At 68.6% G+C, this 18,600-nt stretch carries 21 protein-coding genes, 1 tRNA gene and 1 pseudogene; 15 read left to right on the plus strand and 8 right to left on the minus strand.

Annotated elements, in window-relative coordinates:
• Positions 1-219: 219 nt before the first annotated feature.
• On the minus strand, positions 220-507 hold the full coding sequence (locus WS95_RS08450; protein WP_006480750.1) for a DUF1488 domain-containing protein: 288 nt from the start codon (positions 505-507) through the stop codon (positions 220-222).
• 241 nt (positions 508-748) lie between these two features.
• The gene (locus tag WS95_RS08455) at positions 749-1,024 is read right to left on the minus strand and encodes a DUF2964 family protein (protein WP_306454101.1); all 276 of its coding nucleotides are present in this window, start codon (positions 1,022-1,024) and stop codon (positions 749-751) included.
• Positions 1,025-1,209: 185 nt separating this feature from the next.
• Here WS95_RS08455 and WS95_RS08460 point away from each other — a divergent pair, with 185 nt between their 5' ends.
• The 8 genes from WS95_RS08460 (at position 1,210) to WS95_RS08490 (ending at position 6,631) form a co-directional block, all read left to right on the plus strand.
• Complete coding sequence (locus tag WS95_RS08460; RefSeq protein ID WP_059786083.1) at positions 1,210-3,105, plus strand: sigma-54-dependent Fis family transcriptional regulator; 1,896 nt, start codon at positions 1,210-1,212, stop codon at positions 3,103-3,105.
• A gap of 82 nt (positions 3,106-3,187) precedes the next feature.
• A complete protein-coding gene (locus WS95_RS08465; RefSeq protein WP_059502422.1) occupies positions 3,188-3,490 on the plus strand; it encodes a 2Fe-2S iron-sulfur cluster-binding protein in 303 nt (100 codons plus the stop codon).
• A gap of 59 nt (positions 3,491-3,549) precedes the next feature.
• Complete coding sequence (locus tag WS95_RS08470) at positions 3,550-4,044, plus strand: SRPBCC family protein (RefSeq protein WP_059823549.1); 495 nt, start codon at positions 3,550-3,552, stop codon at positions 4,042-4,044.
• Positions 4,045-4,136: 92 nt separating this feature from the next.
• Complete coding sequence (locus WS95_RS08475) at positions 4,137-4,514, plus strand: DUF2946 domain-containing protein (protein WP_059823282.1); 378 nt, start codon at positions 4,137-4,139, stop codon at positions 4,512-4,514.
• 290 nt (positions 4,515-4,804) lie between these two features.
• Entirely contained in the window at positions 4,805-5,170 is a 366-nt protein-coding gene (locus WS95_RS08480) for a copper resistance CopC family protein (protein ID WP_059823283.1), read from the plus strand.
• A gap of 83 nt (positions 5,171-5,253) precedes the next feature.
• On the plus strand, positions 5,254-5,697 hold the full coding sequence (locus tag WS95_RS08485; RefSeq protein ID WP_059823284.1) for a copper chaperone PCu(A)C: 444 nt from the start codon (positions 5,254-5,256) through the stop codon (positions 5,695-5,697).
• A gap of 32 nt (positions 5,698-5,729) precedes the next feature.
• Positions 5,730-5,903 carry a hypothetical protein gene (locus WS95_RS35320; protein ID WP_006486739.1) on the plus strand — a complete coding sequence of 58 codons (174 nt, stop codon included), beginning with the start codon at positions 5,730-5,732 and terminating at the stop codon, positions 5,901-5,903.
• A 98-nt stretch (positions 5,904-6,001) separates the two neighbouring features.
• Positions 6,002-6,631, plus strand: coding sequence for a LysE family translocator (locus WS95_RS08490; RefSeq protein WP_059823287.1), 630 nt, complete (start codon positions 6,002-6,004; stop codon positions 6,629-6,631).
• A gap of 15 nt (positions 6,632-6,646) precedes the next feature.
• Here WS95_RS08490 and WS95_RS08495 read toward each other — a convergent pair whose 3' ends face one another.
• The gene (locus WS95_RS08495; RefSeq protein WP_059823551.1) at positions 6,647-7,960 is read right to left on the minus strand and encodes a leucine-rich repeat-containing protein kinase family protein; all 1,314 of its coding nucleotides are present in this window, start codon (positions 7,958-7,960) and stop codon (positions 6,647-6,649) included.
• Positions 7,961-8,102: 142 nt separating this feature from the next.
• On the opposite strand from WS95_RS08495, the gene WS95_RS08500 reads away from it, so the two are divergent.
• Positions 8,103-8,187, plus strand: a tRNA-Leu gene (locus tag WS95_RS08500).
• Positions 8,188-8,264: 77 nt separating this feature from the next.
• On the opposite strand, the gene WS95_RS08505 is transcribed toward WS95_RS08500, so the two are convergent.
• Positions 8,265-9,137, minus strand: coding sequence for a LysR family transcriptional regulator (locus WS95_RS08505; protein WP_059823288.1), 873 nt, complete (start codon positions 9,135-9,137; stop codon positions 8,265-8,267).
• A gap of 139 nt (positions 9,138-9,276) precedes the next feature.
• On the opposite strand from WS95_RS08505, the gene WS95_RS08510 reads away from it, so the two are divergent.
• Entirely contained in the window at positions 9,277-10,518 is a 1,242-nt protein-coding gene (locus WS95_RS08510; RefSeq protein ID WP_059823290.1) for an MFS transporter, read from the plus strand.
• 182 nt (positions 10,519-10,700) lie between these two features.
• On the opposite strand, the gene WS95_RS08515 is transcribed toward WS95_RS08510, so the two are convergent.
• Complete coding sequence (locus WS95_RS08515) at positions 10,701-11,585, minus strand: LysR family transcriptional regulator (RefSeq protein ID WP_059823291.1); 885 nt, start codon at positions 11,583-11,585, stop codon at positions 10,701-10,703.
• Positions 11,586-11,663: 78 nt separating this feature from the next.
• Here WS95_RS08515 and WS95_RS08520 point away from each other — a divergent pair, with 78 nt between their 5' ends.
• Positions 11,664-12,965: an aspartate aminotransferase family protein gene (locus WS95_RS08520; RefSeq protein WP_059823293.1), complete on the plus strand. Its 1,302-nt coding sequence runs from the start codon at positions 11,664-11,666 to the stop codon at positions 12,963-12,965.
• 93 nt (positions 12,966-13,058) lie between these two features.
• Here WS95_RS08520 and WS95_RS08525 read toward each other — a convergent pair whose 3' ends face one another.
• Complete coding sequence (locus tag WS95_RS08525; RefSeq protein WP_059823294.1) at positions 13,059-13,808, minus strand: SDR family oxidoreductase; 750 nt, start codon at positions 13,806-13,808, stop codon at positions 13,059-13,061.
• 41 nt (positions 13,809-13,849) lie between these two features.
• Between WS95_RS08525 and WS95_RS08530 the strand changes: the two genes are divergently transcribed.
• From WS95_RS08530 to WS95_RS08540, 3 genes are all read left to right on the plus strand, one after another.
• The gene (locus WS95_RS08530; RefSeq protein WP_059823296.1) at positions 13,850-14,827 is read left to right on the plus strand and encodes an AraC family transcriptional regulator; all 978 of its coding nucleotides are present in this window, start codon (positions 13,850-13,852) and stop codon (positions 14,825-14,827) included.
• A 73-nt stretch (positions 14,828-14,900) separates the two neighbouring features.
• A complete protein-coding gene (locus tag WS95_RS08535; RefSeq protein ID WP_034204319.1) occupies positions 14,901-15,758 on the plus strand; it encodes an AraC family transcriptional regulator in 858 nt (285 codons plus the stop codon).
• Between the two features lie 44 nt (positions 15,759-15,802).
• Positions 15,803-16,210: a DUF2000 domain-containing protein gene (locus WS95_RS08540; RefSeq protein WP_034204318.1), complete on the plus strand. Its 408-nt coding sequence runs from the start codon at positions 15,803-15,805 to the stop codon at positions 16,208-16,210.
• 44 nt (positions 16,211-16,254) lie between these two features.
• Here the strand turns inward: WS95_RS08540 and WS95_RS08545 are convergent, their stop codons facing one another.
• Positions 16,255-16,605: a VOC family protein gene (locus tag WS95_RS08545; RefSeq protein ID WP_059823298.1), complete on the minus strand. Its 351-nt coding sequence runs from the start codon at positions 16,603-16,605 to the stop codon at positions 16,255-16,257.
• Between the two features lie 68 nt (positions 16,606-16,673).
• Positions 16,674-17,594 (minus strand): annotated as a pseudogene (locus tag WS95_RS08550) (DMT family transporter); the annotation flags it as partial.
• Positions 17,595-17,747: 153 nt separating this feature from the next.
• Between WS95_RS08550 and WS95_RS08555 the strand changes: the two are divergent.
• The gene (locus WS95_RS08555) at positions 17,748-18,599 is read left to right on the plus strand and encodes a LysR family transcriptional regulator (RefSeq protein WP_034204316.1); all 852 of its coding nucleotides are present in this window, start codon (positions 17,748-17,750) and stop codon (positions 18,597-18,599) included.
• The last annotated feature ends 1 nt before the right edge of the window (position 18,600 follow it).

Here is an 18,600-nt window from a genome sequence, read left to right on the forward strand (position 1 = left end):
ATGAAATGAAAGAACGCCACCTTCGGGTGGCGTTTTTCGTTTTCGCACGATTCGTCTGCGATCCTGACGAACCCGCGCGCACGCTCCTATCGACGCTCCATCATCCCGCACGGCCCGCATACGAAAATGCCGCCCGGCCCCGCCGAACGGCATCACGTGAACGCAACGTCTTCGCGTGCGCCGCCCGGAGGCGCGCGCCGCCGGACGTGCGTCGTGTCGTCAGCGCCAGTTGGCCTCGTAGAAACGCACGTAGCCGCTGCGCAGCGTCACGCATTGCGCGCGCGTTTCCGACAGCAGGCGCCGCGCGGCCGCCTCGATGCGCTCGCGGTGCTGGTCGAATGCGCCGACCATGTCCTCGAAGCGCGGCGATGCCGCGCCGAAGTGGTCTTCCAGCGCTTCGGCGGTGATCTGACATTGGACGCGCTCGCCATTGACCAGAGCCGTGAACGCCAGCATCAGGTCACGCCCCGAATACTCAGGCTTCTCGTTCGTGAAATGGATCTGCATGGAAGCCGCCTCGACCGGTAGAAAACGAATGACCGCGTCCGTCGTCCGCCACCGGCCGGACGAAATGGACACGGGCTCGCCGGCGGAGGCCCCGACCGCGGGGTGTGGCGCGGTCGATGCATGCCGGTTGAATTCCACTTTAGACGGTTTCGCGCGGGAGACAAAAATTTCGGTGTGCGTCGTTCCGACGCGCATTTCGTCTGATCTGCGCGGCATCCGGCACCGTTTCGCAAACCGACCGTCAGTGCGGATCGGTCGGCCAGACGTTGAGCGCGATCGCGGCGGTCGTGACGCCCACCGCAATCGCGGCGGCTCCGTATCTCACCGCGTCGGTCAGGTCGAACAGCAATCCGTGGATCGCCACGGCAATGCCGCCCAGCATGATGAAGGTGGCGATGGCCGCCAGCACGACTCTCAGTTCCGCCCGAACCATGATGCGTCTCCCGAACGGATGCATGTCGCGTCGCATGCTTGTTGCAGTGCAGAACACGGCGCGTGCGTGCTCCATTTCCATCATTGCAGGCGGGCGCTTAAAAGCAAGGGGATTTTGTTCGCGGTCGCACATCGCACGTGGCGCTTGTATGATGATGCGTGCCCGGACGGACGACTGTCGCGCCGAATGGTGCACCGCGAGCGGAGCCGCACTCCGCCGCCGATTCCGATCCGATCGGCCCCGACGGCCCCGGGAACAGGAGACAAACCATGCCGCAACCCTTCGTGCTGCCCGCCGCCGCGGGGCGTACCGACCTGCTCGCGCAGGCGCATGCGCGTTCGACCGCGGTCGGCCTGCGCGCGCACGAACGCCCCGATTTCTCGCCGCTGTCGCGCGTCGCGCTGCGCGAACTGCTCGACACGAACCACACGCTGTTCTCGCATGCCCGCCCGGTGATGGAGGATCTCCACGCGCAGATCGCCGAGACACAAAGCCTGGTGCTGCTGACCGACGCCGACGGCGTGATCCTGCACAGCATCGGCGACGCGGACTTCATCGAGAAAGCCAACCGCGTCGCGCTGTGCAACGGCGTGTCGTGGGCCGAAGGCGCGCGCGGCACCAACGCGATCGGCACCGCGCTCGCGTCGGGCCAGGCCGTCGTCGTGCACGGGTCCGAACATTTCCTGCGCGCGAACCACATCCTCACCTGCGCGTGCGCGCCGATCGCCGATCCGTTCGGCCGCACGCTCGGCACGCTCGACGTCAGCGGCGACCCGCGCGGCGCCAGCCCGCATACGCTCGCGCTCGTGCGGATGTCCGCGCAACTGATCGAGAACCACCTGTTCGCGAACCAGTGCGGCGAAGCGCTGCGGCTGCGCTTTCACGCACACGAGGATTGCGTCGATTCGCTGTTCGCGGGGCTCGTCGCGTTCGGCCCCGACGGCGGGCTGATCGCCGCGAACCGCAGCGCCCAGTTCCAGCTCGGCGCGTCGTTCGACGCACTGCAGCACCAGGCCAGCGACGCGTTGTTCGGCATGCGCTTCGGCCAGCTCGCGCAGCAAGCCGCGCGCGCACCGGGCGCCACGTTCCGCCTCACGCTGTCGACCGGCGTGCGCGTGCTCGCGCGCTGCGAATTCCCCGAATCGCATAAAACGACCGTCGCCGTCAGGCCACCCGCGCCGGCTGCGCGCGTGCGGGCGCCGGACCCCGACGCGATCACGTTCGCGACGCTCGACACCGGCGACGCGCGCATGGCCGCCGTGCTCGAACGCGTCGCGAAGATCCGCGGGCGCGACCTGCCGCTGCTGATCCTCGGCCAGACCGGCACCGGCAAGGAATGGCTCGCCCGCGCGCTGCACCAGGCGTCGCCGCGCGCGGACGGCCCGTTCGTCGCGGTCAACTGCGCGGCGCTGCCCGATTCGCTGATCGAGGCCGAGCTGTTCGGCTATGAAGACGGCGCGTTCACGGGCGCGCGCAAGCGCGGCAGCCCCGGCAAGATCGCGCAGGCCGACGGCGGCACGCTGTTTCTCGACGAAATCGGCGACATGCCGCTCGCGCAGCAGGTGCGGCTGATGCGCGTGCTGCAGGAGCGCGCGGTGATGCCGCTCGGCGGCGCACGCGCGGTGCCGGTCGACGTGCGCGTGGTCTGCGCGACGCACCGCGACCTGCGCGCGATGATCGCGGACGGCACGTTCCGCGAAGACCTGTTCTACCGAATCAACGGGCTCGCGGTCACGCTGCCGGCGCTCGCCACGCGCACCGACCTGCCGGCGCTCGTCGAGCGGATCCTCGCGCGGCTCGCGCGCAGCGAGCCGATGCCGCGCCGCCTCGCGGCCGACGTGCTGGACGCGTTCGCGCGCCACCGCTGGCCCGGCAATCTGCGGCAGATGACCAACGTGCTGCGCACGGCCGGCATGCTCGCCGAGGACGAAGACGAGATCACGCTCGCGCATTTGCCCGACGATTTCTGGCTCGACTGCGACGCCGCCGCGGCTGCGCCAGAAGCAGCCGCGCCGGCCGGCAAGCGCGAAGGCACGACGCTGCAAAGCCACCAGGCCGCGATGATCGATGCGGTGCTCGCGCGGCATGGCGGCAACGTATCGGCGGCCGCGCGCGAACTCGGTCTCGCCCGCAATACCGTGTATCGGTATCTACGACGGCACTGACGCCCACGACGGGCGGCCGCCGGCCGCCGGCGGGTTCGGGTATGCTTGGCGCGTCGCCGCCGAACCGCTGCCCGCTTCAGTCATGACCGATCCAGAACATCCGTCCCTCGTGCGCATCGAGCCGCTCGGCGCAACCTTCGACGCACCCGATTCGCTGACGGTGCTCGAAGCCGCCGCGTTCGCCCGCGTGTCGCTGCCGCGCTCCTGTCGCAACGGCACGTGCCGAAGCTGCCTTTGCCGGATCGTCAGCGGCAGCGTACGCTACACGATCGAATGGCCGGGGCTGAGCCGCGAGGAAAAGGCGGACGGCTATACGCTGCCGTGCGTGGCCGTTGCCACGTCGGACCTCGTGCTCGACGTGCCCGACGCGGCCATGCTCGACTAGACGCGGCGCGCAAGCGCGCGCGTCGCCCCTGCAACGCTCGATCCTGCATGGAGAACACGATGATCCAGCAAACCGATCGCATCGAAAAACAGGCGCTGCTCAGTGCATCGCCCGACCGCGTCTGGGCAGCCGTCGGCAATTCCGGCGAATTCGGGCAATGGTTCGGCGTCTCGTTCGACGGCCCGTTCGAGGCCGGCCAGCCGCTGTTCGGCCGCATCACGCCGACCCGCGTCGACGAGGACATCGCGAAAGCGCAGGAACCCTATGCGGGCACCGTATTCGAAATCGTCGTCGATCGCATCGAGCCGCAACGACTGCTCTCGTTCCGCTGGCATCCGTTCGCGATCGACCCGCACGTCGATTACGCGTCCGAGCCGATGACGCTCGTCACGTTCACGCTCGCGGCGCAGGCCGGCGGCACGCTGCTCACGGTCACCGAAACGGGTTTCGACCAGTTGATCGAAGCGCGTCGCGCGACGGCGCGCGCCATGAACGACCAGGGCTGGGCCGCGCAGATGACGCTGATCGCGAAATATCTGGCGCTGCACGCGTAGCGCGCCGCTACGCCGCACGTTCGGGCCGGCCGACGCATCGACGTGCGTGGCATAATCGGCGGCATCGTCGTCCACCCGCCGCCGCGCATCGCATGCTGAATCGTCGTCTCCGGAAGATCGGCAGTCTGCTCGGGATGCTCGCCATCCTGATGACGGCGCTCGCGCCGACGATCTCGCAGGCGCTGACCACGCAAGGCCGCGTCGACGCGCTGCTGGCCGGCTACTGTTCGTCCGCGCCGGCCGCCGGCGACCGCTCCGCCGATGCGTCGACGAAAAGCCTGCAGGCGCATCTCCACGCATGCGGCTACTGCAGCCTGCTTGCTCATACTCCCGCGCTGCCCCCCCCCGAACTGACGTTCGAGGCCCACGTGCACGCGATCGAGCATCGCGCGGCGACCCGCTTCGAAAGCCTGCGCCGCGCGCTGCCGCTTACGGCCGCGCAACCGCGCGCCCCGCCGCTCGCGTCCTGATCCGTCGTCATCGCGCGCGATGCCGTCGTGCATCGCGCAGCCTGCGCACGCCGCCCGCGTGCGCGACGTGTCACGTTTCGAAGGACGATCATGTCTCACCATGCTGCGCGCGGCGTCGTGCCGTGCGCGCGGTTGGCCGCCGCCGGTTCGAATGACCGCGCCTGCATTCGCCCGCATGCGAAGGTCCGGCCACGCACGGCCGCGCCAATCGTCGCCGACATCGATGCCGCTCGCGCAGCCGTCCGTCGAATCCGTCTTTTCCATCCGATTCGTCACTCGCTCATCCAGCCATGAAAACCACCCCTTTCGTTCGCGGCGCACTCGCCGCACTCGGCTTCGTCGCCATCCAGGCCGCCCATGCGCATGCGCTCCCGAAAATGCAGGACCCGGCCCCCGACGCCACGCTGTCGAGCGCGCCGCACGCAGTCACGATCGACTTCGGCGAGGCGCTCGAGCCGGCGTTCAGCTCGATCGCCGTGACCGACAGCCACCGGCAGTCGGTCGTCGACGGGAAGTCGGCCGTCGACGCCGGCAACCGGAAGCGGATGCGCGTCGCACTGGCCGATCTGAAGGCCGGCACGTACACGGTCGCGTGGATCGCGGTGGCCAGCGACGGCCATCGCACGCACGGCCGCTACGCCTTCACGGTGAAGTAACGCACGCGATGCGCATCGGCGCGGCGCGCCGATCGCATTTGCATCGATGCCCCCGGCATCGCACTCGATCAGGAGAACACACGATGAAACGCACGATTTCGACCGGCCTGCTCATGGCGCTGGCGCTGCACGTGTCCGCTACGTTCGCCGCGCCGGCCCTGCAGGCCGATGCGTGCTGGATCCGCACGATGCCGGCGACTGTGCCGTCCTCCGGCTACTTCACGCTGAAGAACGACGGCGACGCACCCGCGACGCTCGTCGGTATCGACACGCCCGCCTACGGGATGGCGATGATGCATGAAACGCAGACGAACGGCAGCACCGCGAAGATGGTCCACATCGACTCGGTCGTCGTGCCGGCGCACGGCACGGTCGCCTTCAAGCCGAAGGGCTATCACGCGATGCTGGAAGCGCCGCGCCGGGCCGTCGCGCCCGGCGCGAAGGTGCCGCTCCGGCTGCATTTCGCGGACGGCTCGATCGTGTCCGTGACCTGCGACGCGAAGGCGCCGACCTACGCCGGCCAGTAACGCCGCCTGCCCCTCGACCGAAGGAGACGCACATGAAAGACCGCCTGCCGCTCGCCGACCTGATCGTCCGCTACCGGACGCCGCTGAATGTCGCGGTACTGATCGTCTGCGGCTTATGGGCCGCGTGGATCGCGTGGATGACGCGGCCTGCCGCCATCGATACGCCGCCGTCGATTCCCGCGTACTGCATGCGCGACGCGCGCTGACGCGCCGAGACGGCACGGTTGCGGCGGCGGCCCGCGCCATTATTGGCGTGGCATCATCGCTTCATCCCGACCGCCGCGACCGCCTTTCGGAGCGCCGCATGTCCATTCAGACCTGGATGCTGTTTGCCGCAGCCTATCTCGCCACGACGCTGTCGCCGGGGCCCAACGTGCTGCTCGTGATCCGCAACACGGTGCGCTACGGCACGCACGGCACCGTCGCGACGATCGCCGGCAACCTCGTCGCGCAGGGCGTGGTCGTGCTGCTGGTCGCGCTCGGCGTCGGCGCGGTGCTGGCGGCGATGCCGCCGCTGTTCGTCGCGATGAAGGTGATCGGCGCCGCGTATCTGATGGTCCTGGGTGTCCGGCAGTTGCGCGGCGATAGCAAGACCGCCGCATCGAGCGGCGCGGCGGCGATCGTCGCGCCCGATCGCCGAAAGCTGTTCCGCGAAGCGCTGTTCGTGTCGGGCAGCAATCCGAAGACGATGATCTTCCTGTCCGCGTTCATGCCGCAGTTCATCGTGCACGATCGCCCGCTCGCGCTGCAGTTCGTCGTGATGTACGCGACGATCGCCTGCACGGTCGTGATCGTTCACGGCGTCTATTCGGCCGGCGTGCGCCGCCTGCATCGCGGCTTCGGCATGAGCCGCGCGGTGCGCGCGCTCAAGCGCGCGAGCGGGCTGCTGTTCGTCGGGCTCGGCATCAAGCTGCTGACCGCGCGGCAGGCGTAGGCCGGCCCGATCCCGTCAGCGCATGCGCGCGGCCAGTGCGGCCGCGATCTCGTCGAACGACGGCCGTGCATCGACGTCCTCGTTCACGCACGCCGCCGCAAGCGCATCGAGCGCGCCGGCACGCGGTTCGCATCGCTCGAGCAATTCGCCGAGCAGATAGCCGAACGCGCGCACTTCGAGCCGCTCGAACCGGGCGCCGCGTGTGCGCTCGTTCACGTCGTACGGCGACGCCGCCCCGAAATCCCCGAGCAACGCGCCGCCTGCGCCGTCGTGCAGGATGTTGTGCGCGTACAGATCGCCGTGCATGATGCCGCGCGCGTGCAGATGGCCGGCCGCCGATGCGATGCCGTGCGCGATCCGCAGCGCCTGCGCCGGATCGAATCTCGCATCGGCGGCGTAGACGTCGCGCGTGCAGGACGCGAAGCTCGGCGGCCCGGCGAGATTCGTCAGCGCGGGATCGACCAGCTCCATCACGAGGCCGTGCGTGCCGTCCGGATGCCCGCGCACCTTGCCGATCACCGGGATCAGATGCGGATGGCGGCCGGCATGCAGGCACGCGGCCATTTCGCAATCGGGCAGGCCGTCGCTCGTGACCGCGCCCTTGAACAGCTTGACCGCGACCGTGCGCGGCGAATCGCCGTTCGCCCGCCATTGCGCGCGATAAATGACACCCGACGCGCCCTCGCCCAGTTTCCGTTCACATGAAAGCGCCGCCCAGTCGATCTCCGCGACGTCCGGCCCGGCAGACGCCGCGGCCTCCGGCGCCGCGCCGAACGGATTGCCGGCCACCGCAAGCCATGCGAGACGCGGCAGGTGCAGCAGCCAGTCGGGCAGCGCATCCAGCCGGTTCGCCGACAGGCGCACCAGTTCCAGTGCGCGGCAGGCGGCCATTTCCGCGGGCAGCGTCCGCAACCGGTTGCCGGCAAGCATGAGCTTTTGCAACCGCGCACAGTCGCCGATGTCGGCCGGCAGTTCGTCGATGGCGTTGTCGGTCAGGATCAGCCAGCGCAGCGCACGCGGCAGCGCGCCGCGCGGCACGGTGCGGATCCGGTTCGCCTTGAAGCCGATCATGTCGAGCCGATCGCACGCGCCGAGCACGTCGGGGAAGGCGGTGAAGCGGTTGCCCGACGCGAACAGGATGCGCAGACGATGCAGCCGCGGCAGATCGTCCGGCAGCGCCGACAACGCATTGCCGGTCAGGTCGAGCACTTCGAGCGTGTCGGCCAGATCGAAGATCTCGCGCGGAAATTCGGTCAGTCCGCACGCGAGCTTGAGTTGCCGCGCGCCCGACAGTTGTCCGGCCTGCAGCTGTTCGAGGGTGTGTATCACGGGGAGAAAACGGGTGGCGGTTACGGTGATCGTCGGGTCGATCGGACGAATTCTACCGGGATCGATCGCGTGCACACACACGACCTCGTCACACCCCCTTCACAAACGCGCGATGTGACGTTAGAATTGCGCCCCTTGCAGTGCCGACGTGGTGAAATTGGTAGACACGCTATCTTGAGGGGGTAGTGGCGAAAGCTGTGCGAGTTCGAGTCTCGCCGTCGGCACCAGATGCGCTTCCAGCGCATTCCGCGCATGATCCGAAACCCGCGACAGCATATGGCTTCGCGGGTTTTTTTGTTGTCGGCTACGCCAGCAACAGAAAATTGCGCACCACCGCCGACGGCTCGTCGCAGCGCGACGCAATGGCGAGCCTGGCGCGAAACCGGTTACCGGCGAACGGCCGGTACACGACCCCGGGCACCTGCACCTGCGTAATCGCTTTCGGCACGACCGACACGCCGAGCCCGGCCGCCACCAGCGTCACCGCGGACGCGATCTGCGGCGCCGGTTGCCCCATGCGCGGCTCGAACCCGGCGGCCTGGCACGCGGCGACGATGTCGTCGAACAGCGCGGCGCCGGCCGCGCGCGGCACCTGCACGAACGACTCGTCGGCAAGTTCCGCCAGATCGATGCGCCGACGCTGCGCCAGCCGGTGCGCGACGGGCAGCGCGACGAACATCGGCTCCTCGTCCCAGTCGGCTACCCGCAGCGTCGCGGCGACGCGGCGCTCGGGCCGCACGATCGCGACGTCGAGGCGCCCGGCCTCCAGCGCCTCCAGCAAGACGCCCGACGTCGCTTCCTGCAACGTCAGCTCCGCATCCGGATACGCCTCCCGAAAACGGCGAATCAGATCCGACACTTTCGGATTGAACGCGGCCGTGCCGGTGAAGCCCACCCGCAAATGGCCGGTTTCCCCGCGTGCGGCGCGCCTGGCCGCCCGCGCCGCGCGCTCGGCATCGTCGAGCACGCGGCGCGCCTCTTCCGCGAAGACCTCGCCCGCCAGCGTCAGCTCGGCGCCGCGCGCGGTGCGTTTGAACAGCTCCACGCCGAGTTCGCCCTCGAGCGCCTTGATCTGCTGGCTCAACGGCGGCTGGCCGATGCCGAGCGTTTCGGCGGCCTTCGTGAAATTCGACGCGGCCGCGACGGCCAGAAAGTAGCGCAGATGCCGGAGTTCCATGCGTGACGTGACCTCGCGGTGAGTCGGGCTGGTCTGCCAGCCAGTGTTAAAACATATTGCTGCGGTTCATTTCATATATTGGACATATACATGACCGTGCGCAAGAATTCGTGTATTCCGTCGCACATCGAGTGCTCTCATGTCCTCCGCTTCGATTTCCCGATCCATGCCCGGCACGCAACCCTCCGCACCCGATGCGCTGCCGGCCGGCGTGTCCCCGCGCTCGGCCGCGTACAAGCGCATCGCGTTCGCGCTTTTCCTCGCCGGCTTTTCCACTTTCTCGCTGCTGTACTGCGTGCAGCCGCTGCTTCCCGCGTTCGCACGCGAGTTCGACGTCGGCGCGGCGTCGAGTTCGCTGTCGCTGTCGCTGTCGACCGGGATGCTCGCGGTGTCGATCCTGTGTGCCGGCGCGCTGTCCGAACGGGTCGGGCGGCGCGGGCTGATGTTCGCGTCGATGACGTTGGCCGCGGTGTTCAACCTGCTCGCCGCGCTGTCGCCGAACTGGCACCTGCTGCTGGTCTGTCGTGCGCTCGAAGGCTTCGCGCTGGGCGGCGTGCCGGCGGTGGCGATGGCCTATCTCGCGGAAGAAATCGCCGCCGACGGGCTCGGCTTCTCGATGGGACTCTATGTCGGCGGGACCGCGTTCGGCGGCATGATCGGACGGATCGGGATGAGCGCGCTCGAGGAGCACTTCTCGTGGCGCACGGCGATGCTGTCGATCGGCGTCGTCGACCTGCTCGCGGCGCTCGCGTTCGTGATGCTGCTGCCGGCCTCGCGACGCTTCGTGAAGCGCACCGACCTGACGCTGCGTCACCACCTGCGGCTGTGGCACGCACAACTGCGTCATGCACGCCTGCCGTTCGTGTTCGCGATCGGCTTCCTGATGATGGGCGCGTTCGTGACGATCTACAACTACGCCGGGTTCCGGCTCATGGCGGCGCCGTTCAACCTGAGCCCGACCGCATGCGGGCTGATCTTCGGCGCGTACCTGTTCGGGATGGTGTCGTCATCGAGCGCCGGCGCGCTCGCCGATCGTCTCGGGCGGGGGCCGGTCCTGGTCAGCGGCATCGTCGTCTTCGCGGTGGGTCTCGCTCTGACGCTGTCGCACTCGCTCGCCGCGATCGTCGTCGGCATCGTGCTCGTGACGATCGGCTTCTTCGTCGCCCATTCGGTCGCGAGCGGCTGGGTCGGCGCGCTTGCGGGCGCCGCGAAAGGGCATGCGGCCTCGCTGTATCTGCTCGCCTACTATGTCGGGTCGAGCGTGCTCGGCTCGGTCGGCGGCGCGTTCTGGCAACGCGGCGCGTGGGCGAGCGTCGCCGCTTATGTCGCGGTGCTGCTCGTCATCGCGGTGCTGGCGGCGCGGCGCTTGAGCCGCGCGTGATGCGACGCCCGACGACAATCGCGGCATCGTCGCCGGTTCCGAACCGGCCAGTGAATATCAGGAAACCGAACTGAAGCTGTCGGGCATGCAGGCGGCGATCCGCGTGCGCGATGCGGCGGCGAACAGGCGTGGCCGCACGCAAGCGCCGGCCTCGTCGACGGTCGAGCGATCCGCGCCGCCCGTCACAGCAACGGCAGCGTCTGCCGGATATGGTCGGCGAATGCCGCCGTCAGATGCGACGGCCGCTTCCGGTCGAACCTCAGCGTGATGCCCACGGCCGGCAACGGCGGCAAATGCGGATCGCCGTTGACGATCGCGAGGTCGGTCGGCACCGCCGTCTGCGTCATCACCGCGAACGCCTGCCCCGAGCGCACCAGCGCGATCAGCCCGGCGAGGCTGCTGCTCGCATACGCGACGCGATAGTCGCGGCCGGCGCGGTCCAGCGCGTCGCGGGCCGCGAGATGATCGAGCGTGTCGCGGTCGGACAGCGCGAGCGGCAGCGGATCGAAATGCGCGGGTTCGAGCCCCGGATAGCCGATCCAGACCAGTTGCTCGCGGCGAACGATGTCGTCGGTCGTGCCGTCGTCCGGCACGGAAATCATCGCCAGATCGACCGCGCGCTTCTCCAGGTGTTCGACGAGCCGCGGCGTGGGCGCGCAGACGACCTCGACGATCGCCTGCGGATGCTGGCTCGAGAACTGCCGCAGCAGCGACGGCAGCCACACCTCGGCGTAATCGTCCGGGCAGCCGAACCGGATGGTCCCCGACAACCCCGTGCCGCACAGGTCGGCCATCGCCTCGTCGTGCAGTCGCAGGATGCGCTGCGCGTGCACGAGCAGCCGCTCGCCCGGATGCGTGAGCACCACGCCACGGCCGGTGCGCTGAAACAGCGGCTGATCGACGGCCGCTTCGAGCCGCTTCATCTGCTGGCTGAGCGCGGATTGCGTGCGGCCCACGCGCGCGGCCGCGCGGCTCAACGCACGCACCTCGGCGATCGCGACGAACGAACGCAGCAGGTCGATTTCGAGCGAAAGCGCCAAGGTATTAGCCCCTTTTCTAGCTTGCATTAGAACTATTCGTTTCCATCAAACCAGACGCGCGCCTAGACTGCAAGCGATCCCTGCCCTTTTGCCCGGAGCCGCCCGATGTCCCTGAACGACGACGCAACCTTCTGGCGCAACGCCAGGCAGCATCTGGTCCGCTACGGCGGCACGTTCGAGCCGATGATCGTCGAGCGCGCGAAAGGCAGCTTCGTCTACGACGCCGACGGCCGCGCGATCCTCGACTTCACGTCGGGCCAGATGAGCGCGGTGCTCGGCCACAGCCATCCGGAGATCGTGTCCGTGATCGGCGAATACGCGGGCAAGCTCGACCACCTGTTCAGCGGCATGCTGTCGCGGCCGGTCGTCGATCTCGCGACGCGCCTGGCCGACATCACGCCCGCCGGGCTCGACCGCGCGCTGCTGCTCAGCACCGGCGCGGAATCGAACGAGGCGGCGATCCGGATGGCGAAGCTCGTCACGGGTAAGTACGAGATCGTCGGGTTCGCGCAGTCGTGGCACGGGATGACGGGCGCCGCCGCGTCGGCCACGTACAGCGCCGGCCGCAAGGGCGTCGGCCCGGCGTCGGTCGGCTCGTTCGCGATTCCCGCGCCGTTCGCGTACCGGCCCCGCTTCGAGCGCAACGGCGCCTACGACCCGCTCGCCGAACTCGACTACGCGTTCGACCTGATCGATCGCCAGTCGAGCGGCAACCTCGCCGCATTCATCGCGGAGCCGATCCTCAGTTCGGGCGGGATCATCGAATTGCCGGAAGGCTATATGGCCGCGCTCAAGCGCAAGTGCGAGGAACGCGGCATGCTGCTGATCCTCGACGAAGCGCAAACGGGCGTCGGTCGCACCGGCACGATGTTCGCGTGCCAGCGCGACGGCGTGACGCCCGACATCCTGACGCTGTCGAAGACGCTCGGCGCGGGGCTGCCGCTCGCGGCCCTCGTGACGTCCGCGGCCATCGAGGAACGCGCGCACGAACTCGGCTATCTGTTCTATACGACGCACGTGTCCGACCCGCTGCCGGCGGCCGTCGGCCTGCGCGTGCTCGACGTCGTGCAGCGCGACGGCCTCGTCGCGCGCGCGAACACGATGGGCGAGCGGCTGCGGCGCGGCCTGCTCGACCTGATGGAGCGCTTCGACTGCATCGGCGACGTGCGGGGGCGCGGGCTACTGCTCGGCGTCGAAATCGTCAAGGATCGCCGCACCAGGGAGCCGGCGGACGGGCTCGGCGCGAAGATCACGCGCGAGTGCATGAACCTCGGGCTCAGCATGAACATCGTGCAGTTGCCCGGCATGGGCGGCGTGTTCCGGATCGCGCCGCCGCTGACCGTCAGCGACGACGAGATCGATCTCGGCCTGTCGCTGCTGGAGCAGGCGATCGCGCGCGCGCTGTAACGGCACACGACAGCCTCGTTTTTTTGCAGAGCGATCCGTCGCACCGGCTCGACCGCCCGGCGCGACGCGCTCATGCTTCGTACACCGGAACGATCAGCGGGCTTCGGCGGCCCATGCTTCGGCATCGGCGCCGGCCGGGATACGCATCGGGCTCGACGGATCGGTCGCCGCGCGCCACACGGCTTCGGCGACGTCCTGCGCATGGGTGATCGGCCCGGACGCATCGAGCATCCGCGCCACGGCCTTGCCGGCGAAGTCCGCATACGCTTCGTGCTCGAAGCCGTGCATGTTGGCCCGTGCGTTGTCGGCGAAGCGCGTGTCGGGCGCGCGGCCCGGCAGCACGAGGTGCGCGCGCACGCCGAACGGCGCGAGTTCGAGCGCCATCGATTCGGTGAACGCATTCACCGCCGCCTTGCTTGCGCGATACGCGCTGACCAGCGGCAATACCTTCAGCGTGACGCTCGACGTGACGTTCACGATCACGCCGGCGCCCCGCGCGCGAAATTGCGGCAGCACGGCCTGCGTCACCGCGATCGTACCGATCGTGTTGGTGTCGAACAGCGCGCGCACCGTGTCGAGCGGCGTGAGTTCGGCCGGTGCGGCCGCGCCGAAGCCCGCGTTGTTGACGAGCACGTCGATCGGGCCGGCGGCATCGATCGCGGCGCGAATGCTGTCCGCGTTCGTCACGTCGAGCGGCAGCACGCGCAAGCGCTCCGACGGCGGCAGCACGTCGCCGTCGGGCGTACGCATCGTCGCGACGACCTGCCAGTCGCGCGCCAGAAAATGGCGGGCGATTTCGAGGCCGAAGCCGGAAGAACAGCCGGTAATCAGTACGGTCTTCATGCGAACTCCTGGGATGTGTTGAGCACCTGTCCGTACGATAGATGGCCGCCGCCGTATTCGCTACAATCGACAATCCGCTTTTCTTTTGCGAGAGTCCGGCGATGATCGACCCGCTGACCGAAGTCGTGACGCTGCTGCAACCCGGCGCGCGGCATTCGAAGTACGTGCGCGGCGCGAGCCCGTGGGCGATCAATCGCACGGTCGCCGGCGAGCCGTTCTATTGCGCGGTCCTCGACGGCGGGTGCCGGATCGCGATCGACGGGCACGCGCCGATCGAACTGCTGCCCGGCGATTTCATGCTGATTCCGGCGGCCTACGGCGTCGCGATGTCGAGCCTCGAACCGCCGCCGCCGGGCATCGACACCGCGCCGCCGGTCATGCTCGATCACGGCGAATACCGGATCGGCGATCCCGCGAACCCGGTCGACATGCGAATGATGGCCGGCAACTGCAGCTTCGGTTCGCCCGATGCGTCGCTGCTGGTGTCGCTGCTGCCCCGCTTCGTGCACGTACGCGGCGAGCCGCGGCTGACCACGCTCGTGCAACTGGTGCGCGACGAATCGCGCGCGCAGCGGCCCGCCCGCGAGATCGTGCTGGCGCGCCTGCTGGAAGTGCTGCTGATCGAGGCGATGCGGTTCACGACCGGCACGCACGCGTCGCCCGGGCTCGTGCGCGGGCTCGCCGACAGCCGCCTCGCGGCCGCGCTGCGCCGGATGCACGAACGCCCGGCGCATCCGTGGACGATCGTCGAACTCGCGAAGGAAGCCGCGCTGTCGCGCTCGACGTTCTTCGAACGCTTCAGCCGCGCGGTCGGCGTCGCGCCGATGGAATACCTGCTCACATGGCGCATGGCGCTCGCGAAGGATCTGCTCCGCCGCAACGAAGGCCGCATCGCGGAGATTGCGGCGCGCGTCGGCTACAGTTCCGCGAGCACCTTCAGCGTCGCGTTCGCGCGGCACGTCGGTCGGCCGCCCGCGCAATATGCACGCGACGAACAGGCGGCGACGAACGAATCATGAACCGCACCCGCCTTCCCTGTTCCGCCGCCTGCAACCGCGTTCCGTCACGCCACGACGACGTGCGAGGCGCGCGATGACGACCGACGCAAAGACCGGCGGCACGACCGACCACTGGCTCGTCGCGCGCCGCGATGCGGAAACCGGCATCGAAAGCCTGCACGCCCATTTCAACGGCCATGCGTACGATGCGCACGATCACGACGACATGCTGGTCGGCTTCACCGAACAGGGCGTGCAACGCTTCCAGTGTCACCGGTCGCTGCATACCAGCGTGCCGGGCCGCGCGATCCTGATCGAGCCGGGCGCGATGCACGACGGCCACGCGCCCGAAGCCGACGGCTTCACGTACGGGATGCTGTACCTGCCGCAGGCGTGGGTCGAGCGCGCCGCGCGCCGGCTGGACCTGCCGGGCCTCGGCAGCGTCGAAGCCACGTTCGGTCATACGCTCGTCGACGATCGCGGCCTCGTCGACGCGATCCGGAACGCCTTCTTCGCGATCCACGACAACGAAGGCCGGCTTGCGCGCGACCAGACGCTCGACCGCCTGCTGATGCGCCTCGGCAGCCAGCTGGGCAGCCCGCTCGCGCTGGAGAGCAGCGCCGTGCCGCCCGCAATCGCGCGCGTGCGCGACCTGCTGCACGCGCACATGGACGGCAACATCGGCCTCGACGAACTCGCGAGCGTCGCCGGCATCGACCGGTTCCGGCTCACGCGGATGTTCCAGCGCGCGTTCGGCACGTCGCCGCACGCGTACCTCGTGCGCTTGCGGCTGCGTGCCGCGCGCAAGCTGCTGGCCGCCGGCCGTACGCCCGCGCAGGCGGCCGCCGACGTCGGCTTCGCCGACCAGAGCCACCTCGGCCGCTGGTTCCGCCGCGCATACCGGATCACGCCGGCCGCGTACCGGCAACTCTGCACAAATGTTCCAGACTGATCGCGCACGACGTCCGATCATGGATGCTCCAACCGGGAGCAAGCATGTTCGATACCAAAGTAGCGCTGATCGTGCGCGACGATCTCGCCGCGTGGCAGAAACTCAACGTGGTCGCGTTTCTCGCGACGGGCGTCGCGGCCGGCGCGCCGGACGCACTGGGCGAGCCTTACGAGGATGCGGCCGGGCGCCGCTACGGCCGGATGCTCGGCCAGCCGATGCTGGTGTTCGCCGCCGATTTGAACGGATTGCAGGCCGCGCACCGTCAGGCGCTGTCGCGCGAGTTGACGATCGTGCCGTACGTGCGGGCGATGTTTTCGACCGGGCACGATGCGGCCAACCGCGCGGCGTTTCGCGCCGAGGACGCGGAGCATCCCGATCTGGTCGGCCTGGCGTTGCACGGGCCGAAGAAGGCCGTCGACAAGGCGGTGAAGGGGCTGGCGTTGCATGCGTGAACGCCGACGTGCACCGCCCGCCGCCTGCCGGCCGCCGTCGCCGCTCAGCGATGCGCGAGCACGTTGACGAGTTTGCCGAACGGATCGCGCACGTAAAACCGCCGCACGCCCCACGGCTCGTCGGTCGGGCCGTATTCGACGGGCACGCCGGCCGCACGAACGCGCGCGAGCGCTTCATCGACATCGTCGACCTCGATCGACAGATCGGGCGTCGGCGTGCCCGCCCCGCCCTGCGACGCGAAGCTGATCTGCACGTCCATCCGCTCGGCATTGCCGTAGGTCGCGATCCAGCCGTGGTCCATCAGCAGGTCGAGGCCGAAGATGTGCTGATAGAAGCGCTTGGCGTCGTCGACGGACCGCGTGTCGACGTTGGCGACGATTCGTTTGACTTTCATCGGATTCCTTGACGATTCGGGCAGTCTCGCGAAGCTACACCGGAATCATTCGCGCGACCAGCGTGTCGGCGGCCGGCCGTCTCCATGTCCGCGCAGCGCGGCCGCGCAGGCCGTGCACCGTGCTTGCCGGCCAGCCAGACACCGATCGCGACGACGACGATGCCGACGTAGGTCGTCGCCTCTATCCGGTCGCCGAACATCCATGCGGCCCATATCAGCGTTACCGGCGGTTCGAGATAGACGAGCGTCGCCACGCGCGTCGCCGGCATCCGCCCGAGCAGCGCCCACAACGACAGATAAGCGATGAAAGTCGAGAACACCATCAGCCACACGACCGACACCCACACGTTCGGCTGCGTCGGCACGTGCAGGTCGCCCGTGGCGATCCCGCACGCCGCGAACAGCACGAGGCTCACGCAGCCCTGCACGAACAACGGCAGGACCAACCCGTCCTCGTTACTGCGCACGTCGGTCAACGCGCGGCGGCGCTGATAGATCGTCGCGATCGACAGCCCGAACGCGGACACCAGCGGCAGCAGGTACATCACGATCCCGACCGACCCGGCCGGCAGCGCGTATTGCCCGCCGATCACGATGCCCACGCCGACGAACCCGACGACGAGCCCGGCCCACTGGCGCGCTCCGCTGCGCTCGCTGCCGCCGAACGACGCCATCGCCGCCGTGATCAGCGGCTGCAACGCCGCGACGATCGCCGCGATGCCCGGCGGCAGCCCATGCTGGATCGCGGTGTACACGCAGGCCAGATAAAGAAACTGCGACAGGAAGCCGATCACCGCGTGATAGCGGATTTTTTCGAGCGTCAGGCGCCCGATCCGCCGATTGACGACGATCGCGACGCACAGCGTGACGAGCAGAAACCGCCAGAACAGCAGGTTGAACGCGCCGGCAGTCTCCGCGCCGAGCTTGGCGCCGATGAACCCGGAACTCCACGACAGGACGAAAACGAGTTGAAGCAGGAATAGCTGCATGGAGCGACGATTCTCGGAAAGTGGCCGGGGACAGGCGCGGGCCGCGCAACTGCGCCGGACGAATCGGTTCGAGCCGTTGACCCGAGAATATGGGTTGCTCGATAATTCCGTCAATCGACATTACATGAATCACCGATTCGGAAAAACCAAATCATGCCGCGTACCCTGGACGTCGACCTGCTGCGCACCTTCCACGCCGTCGCGAAGCTCGGCCGCTTCAAGGATGCGGCCGTTCATGTGAACCGCAGCCCGTCGTCGGTCACCGCGCAGATTCAGAAGCTGGAAGAAATGGTCGCGCAGCGGCTGTTTACGCGAAACAATCAGGCGGTCGAGCTCACCCAGTTTGGTCACAAGCTGCTGAGCGACACCACCGAGTTTCTGCTGAGCCACGACCGGCTCGTCGAATCGCTGTCGCCGCAGATGCTGACCGGCAAGCTGCGGCTCGGCATCCCCGATTCCTATGCGGCGCACTTCATGGCGGAATTTCTGCCGCGCTTCGCCGCCGACCGGCCGCTGCTCGAACTGACGGTCGAAGCGCGCTCCAGCGACGAGTTGCAGCAGCTGTTCGCGCGCGGCCAGCTCGACATCACGATCGCCGTGGTACCGAAAGCGCCGCCGCACGCCGAGCTGCTCGGCAAGACCCATCCGGTGTGGGTCGCCGCGCGCACGTTCAAGTTCGATCCCGACGCGCCGCTGCCGATCGCGGTGCAACTACAGGGCTGCCCGTACCGCGACGTCGCATTGAGTGCACTGAAGAAGGCGAAGATCGCACACCGGCTGCTGCTCGAAAGCGCCAGTTCGCCGGCGGTCGAAGCGTGCATCGCGAACGGCCTCGCGGTCGGCCTGATCGAGCATGAGCGCGTGTCGGGCAACCTGACGAGCCGCGTCGCCGGCATCGTGCTGCCCGATCTGCCGCCGCACCTGGTCACGGTGCTGACCGACGACAGCAATCGCGCCGCGCGGCATCTGCGCGACGTGCTGAAAAGCACGTTCAGGATCGGATAGG

The sequence above is a fragment of the Burkholderia sp. MSMB1826 genome (genome assembly GCF_001526325.1).
GTDB lineage: Bacteria > Pseudomonadota > Gammaproteobacteria > Burkholderiales > Burkholderiaceae > Burkholderia.

Coding starts and splice junctions, on each gene's coding strand:
- WS95_RS08480 (WP_059823283.1), top strand. CDS start 4,805: ATGAAAACCACCCCTTTCGTTCGCGGCGCACTCGCCGCACTCGGCTTC.
- WS95_RS08540 (WP_034204318.1), top strand. CDS start 15,803: ATGTTCGATACCAAAGTAGCGCTGATCGTGCGCGACGATCTCGCCGCG.
- WS95_RS35320 (WP_006486739.1), top strand. CDS start 5,730: ATGAAAGACCGCCTGCCGCTCGCCGACCTGATCGTCCGCTACCGGACG.
- WS95_RS08515 (WP_059823291.1), bottom strand. CDS start 11,585: ATGCAAGCTAGAAAAGGGGCTAATACCTTGGCGCTTTCGCTCGAAATC.
- WS95_RS08545 (WP_059823298.1), bottom strand. CDS start 16,605: ATGAAAGTCAAACGAATCGTCGCCAACGTCGACACGCGGTCCGTCGAC.
- WS95_RS08510 (WP_059823290.1), top strand. CDS start 9,277: ATGTCCTCCGCTTCGATTTCCCGATCCATGCCCGGCACGCAACCCTCC.
- WS95_RS08520 (WP_059823293.1), top strand. CDS start 11,664: ATGTCCCTGAACGACGACGCAACCTTCTGGCGCAACGCCAGGCAGCAT.
- WS95_RS08490 (WP_059823287.1), top strand. CDS start 6,002: ATGTCCATTCAGACCTGGATGCTGTTTGCCGCAGCCTATCTCGCCACG.
- WS95_RS08450 (WP_006480750.1), bottom strand. CDS start 507: ATGCAGATCCATTTCACGAACGAGAAGCCTGAGTATTCGGGGCGTGAC.
- WS95_RS08470 (WP_059823549.1), top strand. CDS start 3,550: ATGATCCAGCAAACCGATCGCATCGAAAAACAGGCGCTGCTCAGTGCA.
- WS95_RS08455 (WP_306454101.1), bottom strand. CDS start 1,024: ATGATGGAAATGGAGCACGCACGCGCCGTGTTCTGCACTGCAACAAGC.
- WS95_RS08555 (WP_034204316.1), top strand. CDS start 17,748: ATGCCGCGTACCCTGGACGTCGACCTGCTGCGCACCTTCCACGCCGTC.
- WS95_RS08505 (WP_059823288.1), bottom strand. CDS start 9,137: ATGGAACTCCGGCATCTGCGCTACTTTCTGGCCGTCGCGGCCGCGTCG.
- WS95_RS08465 (WP_059502422.1), top strand. CDS start 3,188: ATGACCGATCCAGAACATCCGTCCCTCGTGCGCATCGAGCCGCTCGGC.
- WS95_RS08475 (WP_059823282.1), top strand. CDS start 4,137: ATGCTGAATCGTCGTCTCCGGAAGATCGGCAGTCTGCTCGGGATGCTC.
- WS95_RS08460 (WP_059786083.1), top strand. CDS start 1,210: ATGCCGCAACCCTTCGTGCTGCCCGCCGCCGCGGGGCGTACCGACCTG.
- WS95_RS08530 (WP_059823296.1), top strand. CDS start 13,850: ATGGCCGCCGCCGTATTCGCTACAATCGACAATCCGCTTTTCTTTTGC.
- WS95_RS08535 (WP_034204319.1), top strand. CDS start 14,901: ATGACGACCGACGCAAAGACCGGCGGCACGACCGACCACTGGCTCGTC.
- WS95_RS08525 (WP_059823294.1), bottom strand. CDS start 13,808: ATGAAGACCGTACTGATTACCGGCTGTTCTTCCGGCTTCGGCCTCGAA.
- WS95_RS08485 (WP_059823284.1), top strand. CDS start 5,254: ATGAAACGCACGATTTCGACCGGCCTGCTCATGGCGCTGGCGCTGCAC.